A 13,865-nucleotide genomic window follows, 5' to 3' on the forward strand; every position below is an offset into this window, starting at 1 on the left:
CTCGTGTCTTGTTGTTGTATCGCGCCGCGCGTCGGACGCAAGCCTATGCCTGGCGTTGCGCGAGGAAGAGAAGGCCGTGCACGGGTTCGCCGGCATCGCGGCGGATCACGCTGCGTTCCAGCGTCAGCAGGTTAAAGCCGTTTTCGGCAAGCCTGCGGCGGATGAAGCCTTCCGGATGGGCATAGCGCAACGAGGGCCGCAGCAACGGCGTCTCGCCCGGCCCGCCATCCTCGACCGAAAATGCGAAGAGCCCGCCCGGTCGCGCAAGGCGGGCAACGCTCGGAAAGACTTCCGCGAGGTCGCCGAGATACATCAGCACGTCGGCGGCGCTGACGAGATCGGCGCGCCCCTCCGGTCCATCGGCAAAGAGGCCGCTTGCGGGGGCCGGCAGCGACAGGTCGGCCTGGGCGAGGTGATCGTAGACCGCCTTTTCGCTGGCCTTGGCCAACATGCCGGCAGACAGGTCGAAGCCTTCGAGGCGCACGGCATTGCCGCGGATCTCCACGCCGAACAGGCCCGTGCCGCAGCCGATATCCGAGACGAGGCCGAACCGCGCATCGTCTCCCGTGTGCTTGCGCACGAGGGCCGCGAGCGTTTGCGGAACGGTGTATTCCAGCCGCTCGACAAGGGCGGTGTCGAAACGGTCGGCATAGTCGTCGAAGAGCCGTTCGACATAGGGCGTCGGCGGGGCGGCGGGCGCATCCGTGACGCCGAGCACGGCCAGCTTGAGGCCAGCGCCGAAAATATCCGCCGGGTCGAGCGCGACGACCGTGCGCAGCGCCGTGGCGGCCGCCTCCTTCTGGCCCGATTTCTCGGCATATTCGGCCAGCCGGAACCAGCCGGCGGCCCAGCCGGGCACCTGTTCGAGCGCCTGTTCCATCAGCTCCGCAGCCTCCGCATACTCCCCCGATTCCGCGAACATGCGGGCGTAATCGGCGCGGCGGTCGGCGATGAGATCGCCGGAGGAGAAATGCGGGCTCGTCATTGGGGGCTCGGAAACGGGAAGCGGATGCCGCTACATGGCAGGGCCATGACAAAAGGCAAGTGAATTCTCACACGGAGGCTTCGCTTGCCGCCGGATCGGCAAGGGCTTATCTGGAGTGCAGACGAATTTATGGAGAATCAGCGGATGTCCAATGGCGTGAACGGGTTCCTCGGCGACTCGCCGCTGCGCGTGATCATCAAGCTCCTGATCCTGTCGGTGGCCGTGGGCTTCCTGATGTCGATCTTCGGGCTCTACCCCGACGATATCCTCTTCGCCGCCCGCGATTTCGTGCTGGATCTCTGGAACACCGGCTTCAAGACGCTCGGCCGGCTCGGCGACTATCTCCTGCTCGGTGCCGTCATCGTCGTGCCGATCTTCATCCTCATCCGCCTGTTCAGCTACAAGCGCTGACCATGCTGACACGCCGCACCTTCCTTGCCGCCTCCGCGGCCGCCATCGCCGCGCTCGCCGCCGGCTGTTCCACCACCAGCGTTCTTGCGCCTTCCGCCGGGACGGGCAGCGACCAGACGGCCGCCTCGCTCGCCCTCGTCAACAAGCTGAGGGCAGAGCGCGGCCTGCCGCCGCTTGCCATCGACAGACAGGCGCAGCGTGCGGCGATGGACCAGGCGAGCCGCATGGCGTCTGCCGGCAAGATGGAGCACAATATCGGCCTCGGCGCGAATTTCCTCAACCGCATGAAGGGCATGGAAGTGCCGCTTCCGGCGGCCGAGAATATCGCGGTCGGGCAAAGCACGGCGGCGGCGGCCTTCGATGCCTGGTATCGCTCGCCCCGGCACCTGACGAACATGCTGGGTGCCGGCTATCGCGGCCTCGGCGTGGCGGTCGTCTCCAATCCCGCCTCCGGCAACCGGCCGTACTGGGCGATGGTCCTGTCGAGCTGAACACGTAGAGCCACCGGGGGGCAGGGCATGAATGCATCGGCGGTAGGTGAAAACGAAGGCGCCGGCCCCTTCGAGGTGACGCACCGGCTGGTGCTTTCCATCGCCATACCCATGACGCTCGGCTTTCTCACCACGCCGCTGATCGGGCTCACCGATACGGCCGTGGCCGGGCGGCTCGGCTCGGCCAATGCGCTGGCCGGCATGGCCGTGGGCGCCGTCCTGTTCGACCTGCTGCTCGGCAGTTTCAATTTCCTGCGCGCCTCCACCACCGGCCTCGTCGCGCAGGCCTTCGGCCGCGGCGACCGGCGCGAGGAGCAGGCGGTCTACTGGCGTTCGCTCATCATCGCGCTCTGTTGCGGGCTGGCGATCGCGCTGCTCTCGCCGTTCCTGCTTTCCGCCGGCCTGTTCCTGATGGCGCCGTCGCAGGATGTCGCGGCCGTGACCTCGACCTATTTCCTCATCCGCGCGCTCGCCGCCCCCATGGCGCTCGGCAATTACGCGCTGCTCGGCTTCGTGCTGGGGCGCGGGCAGGGCATGACGGGGCTGATGCTGCAGGCCATCATCAACGGGGTGAACATCGTCCTGTCGATCGTTCTCGGCCTCTGGTGGGGCTGGGGCATTGCCGGCATCGCCTGGGGCGCCGTCGTCGGCGAGACGACCGGCATGCTGGCGGGCCTGGCGCTCGTCGTGTCGCGCTTCGACCGGGCGCAGCGGCCCGCGCGGGCGGAAGTCTTCGAGCGCGAACGGCTGAAGGCGCTGTTTTCCCTCAATCGCGACATCATGATCCGCACTTTCGTGCTGATCGGCGCCTTCGCCATCATGACGCGCATCGGCTCGTCCATGGGTCCGCTGGTGCTGGCCGCCAATGCCGTGCTGATGAACATCTTCCTCGTCGCGGGCTACTATCTCGACGGCCTTGCCAATGCCGCCGAACAGCTCGTCGGCAGGGCCTTCGGCGCCAATTTCCGGCCGGCCTTCGACCGCGCCGTGAAGCTCACGCTCTTCTGGTCCTTCGGTCTCGGCATCGTGACGACGCTGCTGTTCCTCGTCTTCGGCACCGATGTCATCGGCCTGCTGACGACGACGGAAAGCGTGCGCGCGGAAGCGGCCAAATACCTGCCCTGGGCCGCGCTGACGGCCGTCACCGGCGCGCTCGCCTTCCAGATGGACGGGGTCTTTATCGGCGCGACATGGTCCGGCGCGATGCGCAACATGATGTTGGCGGCCTTTGCCGGCTATCTCCTGGCGCTGGCGCTGTTCGTGCCGCTCCTGGGCAATCACGGCCTGTGGCTGGCGCTCAACCTGTTTCTCGCCTTCCGGGGCCTGTTCCTGGCGCTGCGCCTGCCGGCGCTGGCGGGGCGGCAATTTGCCGGGCAAAGCCGCGTCTAGAGGCGATTTCAGGGTTGAACCCTGCCTCGCCCCGACTACTCTGCGTTTCGTTTGCTCCCCGGAACACACGAAACCAAGACAGAGTGTATGATGAAAATGAAAAGCCTTTTGACCGCGATCGTCGTTTTTCTCGCGATGACGTCCGCTTCCAGCGCCCAAACACGGCCAACCATTCTGGATCTCGCCGCACAGGGATATGAAATCAAATCGACGAGCGGAAACTATGTCTTCCTGCAGAACGAGGAAAAGATCTACGTCTGCTCGTTTCTGCAGATGAGTGAATACAACGTCGCCTCCGGCGAGGTGGACGCCATCAAGTTCGACTGCGCTGCGGTGATCAAATGAAGATCGCCGTCTTCGTCCTCGCGCTGATCCAGATGGCCATCGGTCTGTTGTTCATTGTGGAGGCCGAAGCGGTTCCAAGATTGACTCTCGGAACCATATCCTTCGGCCTCGGGTCCGTTTGCTTCGCGATAGCGGTGGTTATCGGTAAACTGGACGAAATCCGTTCCAATCAACGCTGAGCGTTCACCGCCGTTTCAAAACGACCTGTTCAGCTGCGCGACCCTGTATAGATCCTGAGTGATGGTGTTGGCATCCTCTTCGCGGATCTCCGCTCGGGCGCGCAGCCAGTGGGAATATTCCCGCCCTTCGGGGCTGCCTTCCTGTTTCCAGATTTCATGAGCCCTTCTGCGAATCCTGTCGTCCTGGTCTTCCATGGTGTGTCCCTCCTTGGCCATTCGGCCATTATGGCGGGCTCGGTGCAGGCTACCGTCGATGTGAACCGCTTTTKCCGAACACTCCACCCGCCTCACCAAGAATCCATCAGGAGGGGCTTTGGTTCCGTAGCGGTCGTCAGATGTTGCGGTCGGCCCAGTGCGCCATACGGCTGCCGCGCAGCGCCGAGATCGACGACACCTGCTCGCGATCGCACAGGCGCGAGAGGCCGCTGACGATTGTGCCCGGCAGGGTGGGACCGGCATAGACCATGCAGGAATAGAGCTGCACGAGGTTCGCGCCCGCGCGGATTTTCTCCGCCGCGGTCTGCGCATCCGAAACGCCACCCACGCCGATGATCGGCAGGTCGTCGCCGACGCGCCGGCGCATCTTGGCGAGCACGACGGTCGATTTCTCGAAGAGCGGCTTGCCGGAAAGCCCGCCGGCCTCGCCGGCCTGGCTTGTGTCGCGCAGCCCTTCGCGCGAGAGGGTCGTGTTCGAAACGATCAGCCCGTCGAGCGGATGGGCGAGCGCCACCTCGGCGATATCGTCCAAGCCTTCTTCGGTGAGATCGGGCGCGATCTTGAGGAAGACCGGCACCTGCCGGCCGCTGCGGGTCGCTTCCTCGGCCCGCGCCATCAGCACGGACGACAGCAGTGCGTGCAGGCTTTCCTTTGCCTGCAGGTCGCGCAGGCCCGGCGTGTTGGGCGAGGAAATGTTGGCGGTGAAATAGCGGGCGACATCGTAGAAGGTGCGGATGCCGGCCACATAATCCGCGATGCGATCCGCGCTGTCCTTGTTGGCGCCGATATTGACGCCGATCAGCGCATCGCGCCGGCAGCGTTTCAGCCGTTCAAGCGCGGCGGCATGGCCGGCATTGTTGAAGCCGAGCCGGTTGATCACGGCATCGTCGGCGACGAGGCGGAAGATGCGCGGCTTGGGATTGCCCTCCTGCGCGCGCGGCGTCAGCGTGCCGACCTCGGCAAAGCCGAAGCCCAGGCGGATGAGGGCTTCGGGCACCTCCGCGTTCTTGTCATAGCCGGCGGCCATGCCGAGCGGATTGGGAAAATTGAGCCCGGCGACGGTCTGCGCGAGGCGCGGATCGGCCTTGGCCGGGCAGGCGGGCACGATGCCGGTCTTCAGCGCCGCGATCGAAAGGCCGTGCGCGGTTTCCGGGTCGAACAGGAAGAGGCCCTTGCGGCCGAGCGAGGAAAGCAATGACATCAGAGCGGCATCTCCGGAAACTGGTGGGCGCCGTCGGGCCCGAGCGGCAGGGGCTTCTCCCAGAGGACGGCGGAGAGAGGAAGCGCGGCATAAAGATGCGGAAAGAGATCGCCGCCGCGCGAGGGTTCGTAGACGAGCGTATCGCCCAGCGCATCGCCGTCGACCGCGACGAGGAGAAGGTCGCCCTGGCCCGCGAAATGGCGTGCGGCGGTTTCTCTCGCCTGCGATGCGGTGGAGAAATGGATGTAGCCGTCCGAGAGGTCGATGGCCGCGCCTTTAAATATTCCGGCCGCCTTCGCTTTTTGCCACAGACTTGACGGAACGATCTTGTAGATTGTCTTGGTCATCTCGTCCGTTTCTCCCGGCTGGCGCGTTCCATGCTAGCGCTTGCCGCAAAGAACGGCGAATGTCCACCGGCCACAGCCCGGCAAACCGGCTCCTGGAGGATTTTGCATGCGAATTTCTGCTCTTCCCTTGACCCTCGTTGCCGCGCTCGCCGCCGGCGCCGCCCATGCCGAAGGCGAAGGCCGCTACCGCATGGAGAAGACGGATACCGGCTTCGTGCGGCTCGATACCGCCTCGGGCGACCTTTCGCTCTGCCAGGAAAAGGACGGGCAGATCGTCTGCCGCATGGCCGCCGACGAGCGCGCGGCCTTCGAAAAGGAACTCGATCTCCTGACCAAGCGCGTCGAAGCGCTGGAAAAAGCGGTTGCAACCGGCCAGTCAACCGCAAAACCTGCTCTACCATCGGATGAAGAGATTGACCGGACCATGAGCATCATGGAAAAGATGATGCAAAGGTTCATGGGGATCGTGAAAAACCTGGAGGACGGCAAGGAGGAGCCAGCCCCCGGGAAGGACGCGGTCCCGCAGAAGACCTGACGGAGCGTTTTGCCGGCCAAGCCGCGCCTGTTCCGTCGCAGGGTCCATCAACTCTTGGGAGGGAGCGCATGGCATCGGCACTCACGATCATCATTGCGGATGACCATCCGCTGTTCCGCGGCGCGCTGAAACAGGCGCTGACCGGAATGGCGGGCAATCCCGATATCGTCGAGGCGGGGGATTTCGAGGCCGCGCGCAAGGCCGCCGAAGCCTGTCCGGATGCCGACCTGCTACTGCTCGATCTCGCCATGCCCGGCGTCAGCGGCCTGTCGGGCCTGATCGCGCTTCGGGCCGAGTTCCAGAGCCTGCCCGTCGTCATCGTTTCCGCCAGCGACGATCCCGCCACCATCCGCAGGGCGCTCGATCTCGGCGCGTCCGGCTTCATTTCCAAATCCGCCTCCATCGACGATATCCGCGAAGGCATCGGCTCGGTGCTGTCAGGCGATGTCTATACGCCGGGCGGCTATGTGCGCGCGCCCGAACAGGACGGCGAGGTGGCAGACCTCATCGCCCGCCTGCGCACGCTGACGCCGCAGCAGTCGCGCGTGCTCGCCATGCTGGCCGAAGGCCTGCTCAACAAGCAGATCGCCTATGAGCTCGGCGTATCCGAGGCGACCATCAAGGCCCATGTCTCGGCCATTCTGCTGAAGCTCAATGTCGACAGCCGCACCCAGGCGGTCATCCAGCTCGGCAAGATCGGCGCCGCGCAGGCGGCGGCCTGACGTCACTCCGCGGCCGCGCGCTCCACCGTTGAAAGCTGCGTGAGCCAGGCCCGCATCGAGGCAGGGCGGACAGGCTTGTTCTGCACGAGGATATTGTCGCGTTCCGCCTCGGCGCGCACATCCGGCGTACGGTCGGCGGTGACGAGCAGGGCCGGCACCTCGCGGCCGAGCGCCTTGCGCAGCGTCGCGATCGCGGCGATCCCGGTCCCGTCGTCGAGGTGATAGTCGGCGATGACGGCATCGAATCCGGCCGCGCCCTCCGCCATGACCGCGTCGACCGCCGCGACGGAATCCGCCAGCGTCACGGTACAGCCCCAGCCGGACAGCAGCAGACGCATGCCATCAAGGATCCTGGGTTCGTTGTCGATGCACAGCACCCGCAGGCCCTTCAGCGGCTCTTCGCTCACCGGCGCGCGTGCCGACGTTTCGGCCACGGGCCGGCTTGCCGTGGCGTCGATGGGGACACGGACCTTGAAGCTGGTGCCGCGCCCGGGTGTGGACTGCAACTCGACGGGATGCGAGAGCACGCGCGAGATGCGATCCACGATGGAGAGCCCGAGCCCGAGGCCCGGCGCCGTGCGGGCGCCCTCGTCGAGGCGGGCGAATTCCTTGAAGACCGTGCGGAACTTCGATGCGGGAATGCCGATGCCGGAATCCAGCACCTGGATCACGGCATGCCCGCCCTTGCGCCGCACGCCGACGAGCACCTTGCCGGACTGGGTGTACTTGATGGCGTTGGACACGAGGTTCTGCACGACGCGACGCAGCAGGTTCGGATCGGTGCGGATGGCGAGCGAACTCGGCAGCACCTTGAAGCTCAGGTCCTTGGCCCGCGCGATGGGCGCGAAATCGGTCTCGATGCGTTTCAGCAGGTCCTTGAGAAGAACCGTTTGCACCCGCGGCTTCATCGCTCCGGTATCGAGGCGCGAAATGTCGAGCACGGCGCCGAGGATCGCCTCCACCGATTCCAGCGAGGAATCGATGTTGTGGATCATCTCCCGGTTTTCCGTATCGCCCAGCCGCTCGACCAGCGAGGAGGAGTAAAGCCGGGCGGCATTCAGCGGCTGGAGGATGTCGTGGCCTGCGGCGGCGAAGAAGCGTGTCTTGCCGATATTGGCTTCCTCGGCGGCGGCGCGGGCCTCGGCCAGCGCCGTGTTGACGCGGGTGAGTTCCGCCGTGCGCTCGGCGACGCGATGTTCCAGCGTCTCGTTGACCTGCTTGAGCGCGCGATCGGCCGCCACCCGGTCGGTGATGTCGGTATAGGTGGAAACGAAGCCCTTTTCCGGCATGGCATTGGTGCGAACCTCCACGATGCGCTCGCCGCCGGCCAGCACCAGCGGGAAAGCCTCGTCGAAGGTCATGATGCGCGAAATCGCGGTTTCCCTGTCGTTCTCCGCGATATCGCCGCGCTCGACGAGGATCTCGACGATATCGGCGAGCGGGAAGCCGACCTGGCCGACATATTCCGGCAGGTCGAGCAACTGGCGGAAGCGCCGGTTCCAGACGGTGAGATTGCCGTCGCTGTCGAAGACGGCGATGCCCTGGTCCATCTGGCCAAGCGCGGTCTGGAGCATGTCCTGATTGTACTGCAGCGCCTCGCTGGCCTGGTCGAGCAGCCAGTCGGTATCCGTCGGCGTGTCATCGATGCGCTGGAGCACGAGCGAGAGCACGAGGCGCGCCGAGGACGAACCGATGGCGCTGCCGAGAAGCTGTTCGGAAAAATGCACGATGGCGGCGTCCGCCGGCGCATTGTCCTCCAGCCACCGGCCGACCTGCCGCTCATAGGTGTGGAAGGAGCGCTGCATGCGCTCCTCGCCGAGATATTTGGCGATGGTGGTCTTGAGGTCCCGGACCGTGACCTTGGTGCGGCGGCCGCGGAAGGCGCGCTCCAGGCGGGGCTTGGAGCGGATGAAGGTGCCGGCCTGAAGACGCTCCAGCGATGTCGGATTGCGCGTCAGCGAGCCGATCACATAGGCGCCGACATTGACCATCATGGCGACCAGCGTGGCATTGACCAGCGGATCCGCGGCCTCGCCGGTGAAGAGCGTGGTGCCGGGGAAGAGGAAGCCGAGGATGGTCTCGGCGACATAGGCGTTGTCGGCAACCCCGATACTGGGCAGGAACAGCAGGTAGGCCCACACCACGAGGCCGCAGATCATGCCTGCCATCGCGCCGCGTGCATTGGCATTGCGCCAGAACAGGCCGCCGAGCAGCGCGGGCGCGACCTGCGCCACCGCGGCAAAGGCCAGCAGGCCCATCGAGGCGAGCCCGGCATTGGCGGTCGTCGCGCGGTAATAGGCGTAGCCGAGCAGGATCACGAAGAAGATGGCGAGACGGCGGATGCGCAGCAGCATGCGCGACAGGTCGTCCTGCTGCTCGACGCCGCCGATGAGGTTGCGCCTCAGCACGACCGGGATGACGATGTCGTTCGACACCATGATGGACAGCGCCACCGAGGCGACGATGACCATGGCGGTGGCGGCCGAAAAGCCGCCGATGAAGGCGATCAGGGTCAGGAGCGGCTGATCGAGCGCGAAGGGCAGGGTGAGAACGTAGAGATCGGCATCGCCCTGGCCGTTGAAGGTCAGCACGCCGCCGATCGCGACGGGCAGGACGAAGAGGTTGATGGCGATAAGGTAGAGCGGAAAGAGGATGCCGGCCGTCCGCAATTCCCCCATCGTGCGGTTTTCCACGACCGTGACGTGGAACTGGCGCGGCAGCATCACGATGGCGAAGGCCGACAGCACGATCAGCAGGATCCAGCGCGCAAGGGGCGTCTCGTAGGTCAGCGCCTGCATCACGGGCACGCTTTCGGACGCCCGCTGCCAGAGATCGCCGGGACCGTCGAACATGAAGAAGATGACGTAGAAGCCGACCGAGGCCATGGCGATGAGCTTGACCACCGATTCCATGGAGATGGCGAGGATGAGCCCGTCCTGATGCTCGGTCGCATCCGTGTGGCGCGTGCCGAAGACGATGGCAAAACAGGCAAGGAACAGCGAAACGACCAGCGGCAGGTCGATGAGGCCGCCGGAAGCGGCGATGCCGAAGCCGGTCGTGTCGACCATTGCGGCGACCGAGCTCGACACGGCCTTCAATTGCAGCGCGATATAGGGAATGTAGCCGATCAGCGAGATGAGCGCGACGACGGCGGCGACACCCGGATTCTTGCCGTAGCGGGCGGCCACGAAATCGGCGATCGAGGTGAGGCGCTCGGACTTGGCGAGTGTCACGATGCGGCGCAGCAACGGCATGCCGAGCGTGAACATCAGGATCGGGCCGATATAGATGCCGAGAAATTCAAGGCCATGCGTGGTGGCGAGGCCCACGCCGCCGAAATAGGTCCAGGAGGTGCAGTAGATCGCAAGGCTCAGCGCATAGACGAGCGGCCGGCCCTTCGACGCGCGTTCGGAGCGCCGGGCCTTGCTGTCGCCGTAACTTGCGACCGCGAAAAGCAGCAGCAGATAGGCGAGCGCGAGCGCGATGATCAGCGAGCCCGGCATGCTTCCTCCCGCAGTCCTTCGGCCTTTTGCCGGAGAATAGGCGAAAGCGGCAAGGAAGCAAATGATGCGTTGGGCGTAGATGCAAGGCCGCGCGAAGGCAGGCTGCGACGGCTGCCCGCGAAATGGCGGTGTGTAACCGTCAGGCGATTGACAATTCGCAGTTCCATCGAAAGTAAAACTCGATTAGTTTCCTTGTCATTCGCAGCAAAAGGAGGCCCTCATGCTCAATGAGTTCAAGGAGTTTATCGCCCGCGGCAACGTGATGGACCTCGCCGTGGGTGTCATCATCGGCGCTGCCTTCAACAAGATCGTCGAATCCGTGGTCAACGACCTCGTCATGCCGATCGTCGGCGCGCTGACGGGCGGCGGTTTCGATTTCTCGAACTATTTCATCGCGCTGTCGGGCAATGTCACGGCGACGTCGCTGGCTGCCGCGCGTGAGCAGGGCGCCGTCTTCGCCTACGGCAACTTCATCACCGTGCTGATCAACTTCCTCATCCTCGCCTGGATCATCTTCCTGATGATCAAGGGCGTGAACCGCATGCGCGCATCGCTGGAAAAGGAAAAGGCCGCCGGCACGCCCGAGGCCGCGCCGCCGCCGGAAGACGTGCAACTGCTCACCGAGATCCGCGATCTCCTGAAGAGCCAGAGCCGCCCGGCCGTTTGAGGCCACTTGGCACGAGCATGAGAAAAGGCCCGGGAGACCGGGCCTTTTCGTTTGTCAGGCCGTCGCGCCGGCCGTCCTGGTCTGGTGGATTTCCACAAGGCTCGGGCCCTTGCGGGCCGCTGCCCGCTCCAGTGCCTCCGGCAGGTCGCGGACATCCGCAAGCCGTTCCGAGGGCACGCCGTAGGCCGTGCCGATGGCGATGAAGTCGGGCGCGGACGGCTTGACGCCCTCCGGCGTGATGCCGGCCTCGATCATGTAGTTTTCGATCTCCTGATAGCCGTCATTGTTCCAGACGAGGAAGATGACGCGGGCATCGGCATCGACCGCGGAGCCGATCTCCGAAAGCGAGAATTGCAGCCCGCCGTCGCCGACAAGGCAGACGATCGGCGCGGCCGGGTCGGCGAGCGCGGCGCCCACTGCGGCGGGCGGCGCAAAGCCCAGCGCACCGTAGCCGGTCGCGGCGTTGAACCAGCTGCGGGCCCGCGGCGCATCGCAATAGTAGTTGCCGGCATAGACGGCCTGGGTCGAGTCGCCGACGATGATCGCCCTGGGCAGCGTGCGCCAGATCGCGTCGATGACGCCGACTTCGGCCTGCATCTTCGCCGTCAGTTCGCCCCACGACCCCTTGCGGGCGGCTTCCGCGCGCTGGTTGCCGTTGCCGATCGGCTTGTGGCCTTCGAGGAAACCGAGCATGCCCGCAGCGGCCGTCTTGGCGCTGGAGAAGACGGAGAGGCCCATCTGCGGCGTGCGGGCGAGCTGGGCGGCGTCGATGTCGACGCGGATCAGCGACTTGAGCCGCGGAAAGCCGCCGTCGACATTGATGTCGTAATCGGTCGGGCCGAACTCGGTGCCGAAGGCGATGACCAGATCGGCATCCGAAAGCAGGCGGCGCACGGCCTTGAGGCTGGGGCTGGCCGGCACGCGCAGCGGGTGGCCGGCAAGCATGCCGCGCGCGTTGACGGTGGTCACCACAGGCGCGCCGATGCGCTCTGCAAGGTCGCGGATCTCGTCTTCCGCCGTCACCGCGCCGCCGCCGGCCAGGATGACAGGGCGCGAGGCATTGGTGCAGAGGATCGCGGCGCGCTGCAGCGTTTCGGCGTCCGCGCGCGGGCGTGTCGCGACCGCCGGCTTGAAACTGCCGGTCTCGATGGGCTTTGCCATCACGTCCGTCGGGATTTCGATATGCACGGGGCCGGGACGGCCCGACAGGAGAACGGCGAAGGCGCGCTCCACGACGAGCGGCAGGTCGGCGGGATTGAGCAGGGTGTGCGAATAGAGGGCGAGCGTCTTCATCATGCCCTGCTGGTCCGGCAGTTCATGCAGCAGCCCGCGCCCGTGGCCGAGGGAATCCCGCTTGTTGACGCCCGATATCACCAGCATGGGAACGGAATCCTGCCGTGCCTGCGCCATCGCCGTGATCGTGTTGGTGAGGCCCGGGCCGGTAATGACGAGCGCGACGCCCGGCTTGCCGGAGACGCGCGCATAGCCGTCCGCCATGAAGCCCGCGCCCTGTTCGTGGCGCGGCGTGATGTGGCGGATCTTCGAGGCGGCGAGGCCGCGATAGAGCTCCACCGTATGCACGCCGGGAATGCCGAACACGACATCCACGCCATTGGCTTCGAGCAGGTCGACCAGAACTTCGCCGACGGTCTTGGTGGTCATGCGTAGCGCTCCTTCGGGCTTGTGGCGCGGGCGGCAAGCGCTGCGATGCGCGTGCAGGCCTCGTCTATATGGGTATCGGGGACGGTGAGGCTGAGGCGGATGAAACCCTTCGCCTCTTCGCCGAACGAAGAGCCCGGCATGACGGCGACGTCCTCCTCGCGCAGCAGCGCCCAGGCGAAGTCCTCGCCGCTCAGGCCGGTGCCGGAGACATCGACGACGATGAACATCCCGGCTTCCGGCGGCAGGGGCACGAGGCCCGGGGCGCGTGACAGGGCCTTGGTAAAGCGGGCGGCGCGCGCCTTGTAGGTCTCGCGCATCGTGGCGGCGGTGCCGATGGGGTTGTCCAGCGCATGGGCGGTCATGTCGGCGATGAAGGGCTGCCCGCCGAACAGCATGGTTTCCGAAACCGACAGCAGGCGCGTGCAGAATTCTGCCGGGCCGATGGCCCAGCCGCTGCGGAAGCCGGGTGCCGCATGGGATTTCGAGATGGAGGAGACGACGATGGTGCGCTCGGCCAGGTCCGGATTGTCGAAGGGCGAGGCGAAGGCGGCGCCGAAGATCAGCTGTTCATAGACCTCGTCGCAGACGATCCACAGGTCGTGCCTGCGGCAGACCGCGCCGATCTCGGCAATCTCGTCCGTTGTCAGCACCGCGCCGGTCGGGTTGTGCGGCGTGTTGAGTAGCACCGCGCGGCATTGCGGCGTGATGGCGGCCTCCAGATCGGCGGCCTTCATGTGGAAGCCGTTTTCCGGGCGCAGCGGCACGGTGATCTGTGCTGCGCCGGTCGCGCGGATGACGCCTTCATAGGTCGCATAGAGCGGATCGCCGACAAGGACGGCGTCGCCGGCCTCGACGAGGCCCAGCATGACGGCGAAAAGCGCGGTCTGCGTGCCGGGAAAGCAGAGCACGTTCTCCTCCGTGACATCGCCCCGGCGCTTGGCGTACTTGCGCACCAGCGCGCTGACGACGGACGGCTCGCCGCGCCCGTTGGAATAGCGGTAGCGGCCGGCATGCATGGCGCGCACCGCCTCTGCCAGAAGCGTCGCATCCGGCGGCACGTCCGGCTCGCCGATGGTCAGCTCGATGATCGGCCGGCCCTCGGCCTTCATGCGCCGTGCCTCCGCATGGATCGCCCATTTCTCGGAGCCGAGATTCGCGAGCCGGTCTGTGATGGATGCGTAGCGCATGGCTGTCCTCCGCATGGAATGATGA

Annotated in this window: 15 protein-coding genes; 8 read left to right on the top strand and 7 right to left on the bottom strand. The window is 65.8% G+C overall.

Translation table 11 applies throughout. The annotated features are described in order from the left end of the window. Positions 1 to 43 precede the first annotated feature (43 nt). Positions 44 to 985: a methyltransferase domain-containing protein gene (locus B5M41_RS23585; RefSeq protein ID WP_134650841.1), complete on the bottom strand. Its 942-nt coding sequence runs from the start codon at positions 983 to 985 to the stop codon at positions 44 to 46. A gap of 144 nt (positions 986 to 1,129) precedes the next feature. Between B5M41_RS23585 and B5M41_RS23590 the strand changes: the two genes are divergently transcribed. The 5 genes from B5M41_RS23590 to B5M41_RS23610 all read left to right on the top strand — a co-directional run bounded on the left by B5M41_RS23590 (position 1,130) and on the right by B5M41_RS23610 (position 3,800). Continuing rightward, positions 1,130 to 1,396, top strand: a complete 267-nt coding sequence (locus B5M41_RS23590; RefSeq protein WP_134650842.1) for a DUF6460 domain-containing protein — start codon at positions 1,130 to 1,132, stop codon at positions 1,394 to 1,396. Positions 1,397 to 1,398: 2 nt separating this feature from the next. Next, entirely contained in the window at positions 1,399 to 1,887 is a 489-nt protein-coding gene (locus tag B5M41_RS23595; protein WP_134650843.1) for a CAP domain-containing protein, read from the top strand. 27 nt (positions 1,888 to 1,914) lie between these two features. Further along, positions 1,915 to 3,276 carry an MATE family efflux transporter gene (locus B5M41_RS23600; protein WP_134650844.1) on the top strand — a complete coding sequence of 454 codons (1,362 nt, stop codon included), beginning with the start codon at positions 1,915 to 1,917 and terminating at the stop codon, positions 3,274 to 3,276. Positions 3,277 to 3,384: 108 nt separating this feature from the next. Then, positions 3,385 to 3,621 carry a hypothetical protein gene (locus B5M41_RS23605; protein WP_230640316.1) on the top strand — a complete coding sequence of 79 codons (237 nt, stop codon included), beginning with the start codon at positions 3,385 to 3,387 and terminating at the stop codon, positions 3,619 to 3,621. Then, on the top strand, positions 3,618 to 3,800 hold the full coding sequence (locus B5M41_RS23610; RefSeq protein WP_134650845.1) for a hypothetical protein: 183 nt from the start codon (positions 3,618 to 3,620) through the stop codon (positions 3,798 to 3,800). Before B5M41_RS23605 ends, B5M41_RS23610 begins: the two co-directional genes overlap by 4 nt. Before the next feature lie 15 nt (positions 3,801 to 3,815). On the opposite strand, the gene B5M41_RS23615 is transcribed toward B5M41_RS23610, so the two are convergent. The 3 genes from B5M41_RS23615 to B5M41_RS23625 form a co-directional block, all read right to left on the bottom strand. Further along, positions 3,816 to 3,995: a DUF2934 domain-containing protein gene (locus tag B5M41_RS23615; RefSeq protein ID WP_134650846.1), complete on the bottom strand. Its 180-nt coding sequence runs from the start codon at positions 3,993 to 3,995 to the stop codon at positions 3,816 to 3,818. 136 nt (positions 3,996 to 4,131) lie between these two features. After that, positions 4,132 to 5,217 carry a quinone-dependent dihydroorotate dehydrogenase gene (locus B5M41_RS23620; RefSeq protein ID WP_134650847.1) on the bottom strand — a complete coding sequence of 362 codons (1,086 nt, stop codon included), beginning with the start codon at positions 5,215 to 5,217 and terminating at the stop codon, positions 4,132 to 4,134. After that, the gene (locus B5M41_RS23625) at positions 5,217 to 5,564 is read right to left on the bottom strand and encodes a DUF952 domain-containing protein (protein ID WP_134650848.1); all 348 of its coding nucleotides are present in this window, start codon (positions 5,562 to 5,564) and stop codon (positions 5,217 to 5,219) included. Before B5M41_RS23625 ends, B5M41_RS23620 begins: the two co-directional genes overlap by 1 nt. A gap of 106 nt (positions 5,565 to 5,670) precedes the next feature. On the opposite strand from B5M41_RS23625, the gene B5M41_RS23630 reads away from it, so the two are divergent. Together B5M41_RS23630 and B5M41_RS23635 are read left to right on the top strand one after the other, a co-directional pair. Beyond that, the gene (locus B5M41_RS23630) at positions 5,671 to 6,099 is read left to right on the top strand and encodes a hypothetical protein (RefSeq protein WP_134650849.1); all 429 of its coding nucleotides are present in this window, start codon (positions 5,671 to 5,673) and stop codon (positions 6,097 to 6,099) included. Positions 6,100 to 6,167: 68 nt separating this feature from the next. Next, positions 6,168 to 6,821, top strand: coding sequence for a response regulator transcription factor (locus tag B5M41_RS23635; RefSeq protein ID WP_134650850.1), 654 nt, complete (start codon positions 6,168 to 6,170; stop codon positions 6,819 to 6,821). A 2-nt stretch (positions 6,822 to 6,823) separates the two neighbouring features. Here the strand turns inward: B5M41_RS23635 and B5M41_RS23640 are convergent, their stop codons facing one another. Continuing rightward, the gene (locus B5M41_RS23640; RefSeq protein ID WP_134650851.1) at positions 6,824 to 10,324 is read right to left on the bottom strand and encodes a hybrid sensor histidine kinase/response regulator; all 3,501 of its coding nucleotides are present in this window, start codon (positions 10,322 to 10,324) and stop codon (positions 6,824 to 6,826) included. Positions 10,325 to 10,544: 220 nt separating this feature from the next. Here B5M41_RS23640 and mscL point away from each other — a divergent pair, with 220 nt between their 5' ends. Beyond that, a complete protein-coding gene (gene mscL / locus B5M41_RS23645; protein WP_134650852.1) occupies positions 10,545 to 10,991 on the top strand; it encodes a large conductance mechanosensitive channel protein MscL in 447 nt (148 codons plus the stop codon). A gap of 54 nt (positions 10,992 to 11,045) precedes the next feature. On the opposite strand, the gene B5M41_RS23650 is transcribed toward mscL, so the two are convergent. Together B5M41_RS23650 and B5M41_RS23655 are read right to left on the bottom strand one after the other, a co-directional pair. After that, positions 11,046 to 12,653: a 5-guanidino-2-oxopentanoate decarboxylase gene (locus tag B5M41_RS23650; RefSeq protein ID WP_134650853.1), complete on the bottom strand. Its 1,608-nt coding sequence runs from the start codon at positions 12,651 to 12,653 to the stop codon at positions 11,046 to 11,048. Further along, positions 12,650 to 13,840, bottom strand: a complete 1,191-nt coding sequence (locus tag B5M41_RS23655) for a pyridoxal phosphate-dependent aminotransferase (RefSeq protein ID WP_134650854.1) — start codon at positions 13,838 to 13,840, stop codon at positions 12,650 to 12,652. Before B5M41_RS23655 ends, B5M41_RS23650 begins: the two co-directional genes overlap by 4 nt. Between the last annotated feature and the right edge of the window lie 25 nt (positions 13,841 to 13,865).

Origin of the sequence: Shinella sumterensis, assembly GCF_004514425.2 — a bacterium.
In the GTDB taxonomy this organism is placed as follows: domain Bacteria; phylum Pseudomonadota; class Alphaproteobacteria; order Rhizobiales; family Rhizobiaceae; genus Shinella; species Shinella sumterensis.

What these genes read in the sequence shown, in the direction of transcription:
- B5M41_RS23590 (WP_134650842.1), top strand. Translation starts at nt 1,130, where the DNA reads ATGTCCAATGGCGTGAACGGGTTCCTCGGCGACTCGCCGCTGCGCGTG.
- B5M41_RS23595 (WP_134650843.1), top strand. Translation starts at nt 1,399, where the DNA reads ATGCTGACACGCCGCACCTTCCTTGCCGCCTCCGCGGCCGCCATCGCC.
- B5M41_RS23600 (WP_134650844.1), top strand. Translation starts at nt 1,915, where the DNA reads ATGAATGCATCGGCGGTAGGTGAAAACGAAGGCGCCGGCCCCTTCGAG.
- B5M41_RS23650 (WP_134650853.1), bottom strand. Translation starts at nt 12,653, where the DNA reads ATGACCACCAAGACCGTCGGCGAAGTTCTGGTCGACCTGCTCGAAGCC.
- B5M41_RS23610 (WP_134650845.1), top strand. Translation starts at nt 3,618, where the DNA reads ATGAAGATCGCCGTCTTCGTCCTCGCGCTGATCCAGATGGCCATCGGT.
- B5M41_RS23635 (WP_134650850.1), top strand. Translation starts at nt 6,168, where the DNA reads ATGGCATCGGCACTCACGATCATCATTGCGGATGACCATCCGCTGTTC.
- B5M41_RS23655 (WP_134650854.1), bottom strand. Translation starts at nt 13,840, where the DNA reads ATGCGCTACGCATCCATCACAGACCGGCTCGCGAATCTCGGCTCCGAG.
- mscL (WP_134650852.1), top strand. Translation starts at nt 10,545, where the DNA reads ATGCTCAATGAGTTCAAGGAGTTTATCGCCCGCGGCAACGTGATGGAC.
- B5M41_RS23620 (WP_134650847.1), bottom strand. Translation starts at nt 5,217, where the DNA reads ATGTCATTGCTTTCCTCGCTCGGCCGCAAGGGCCTCTTCCTGTTCGAC.
- B5M41_RS23625 (WP_134650848.1), bottom strand. Translation starts at nt 5,564, where the DNA reads ATGACCAAGACAATCTACAAGATCGTTCCGTCAAGTCTGTGGCAAAAA.
- B5M41_RS23640 (WP_134650851.1), bottom strand. Translation starts at nt 10,324, where the DNA reads ATGCCGGGCTCGCTGATCATCGCGCTCGCGCTCGCCTATCTGCTGCTG.
- B5M41_RS23630 (WP_134650849.1), top strand. Translation starts at nt 5,671, where the DNA reads ATGCGAATTTCTGCTCTTCCCTTGACCCTCGTTGCCGCGCTCGCCGCC.
- B5M41_RS23615 (WP_134650846.1), bottom strand. Translation starts at nt 3,995, where the DNA reads ATGGAAGACCAGGACGACAGGATTCGCAGAAGGGCTCATGAAATCTGG.
- B5M41_RS23585 (WP_134650841.1), bottom strand. Translation starts at nt 985, where the DNA reads ATGACGAGCCCGCATTTCTCCTCCGGCGATCTCATCGCCGACCGCCGC.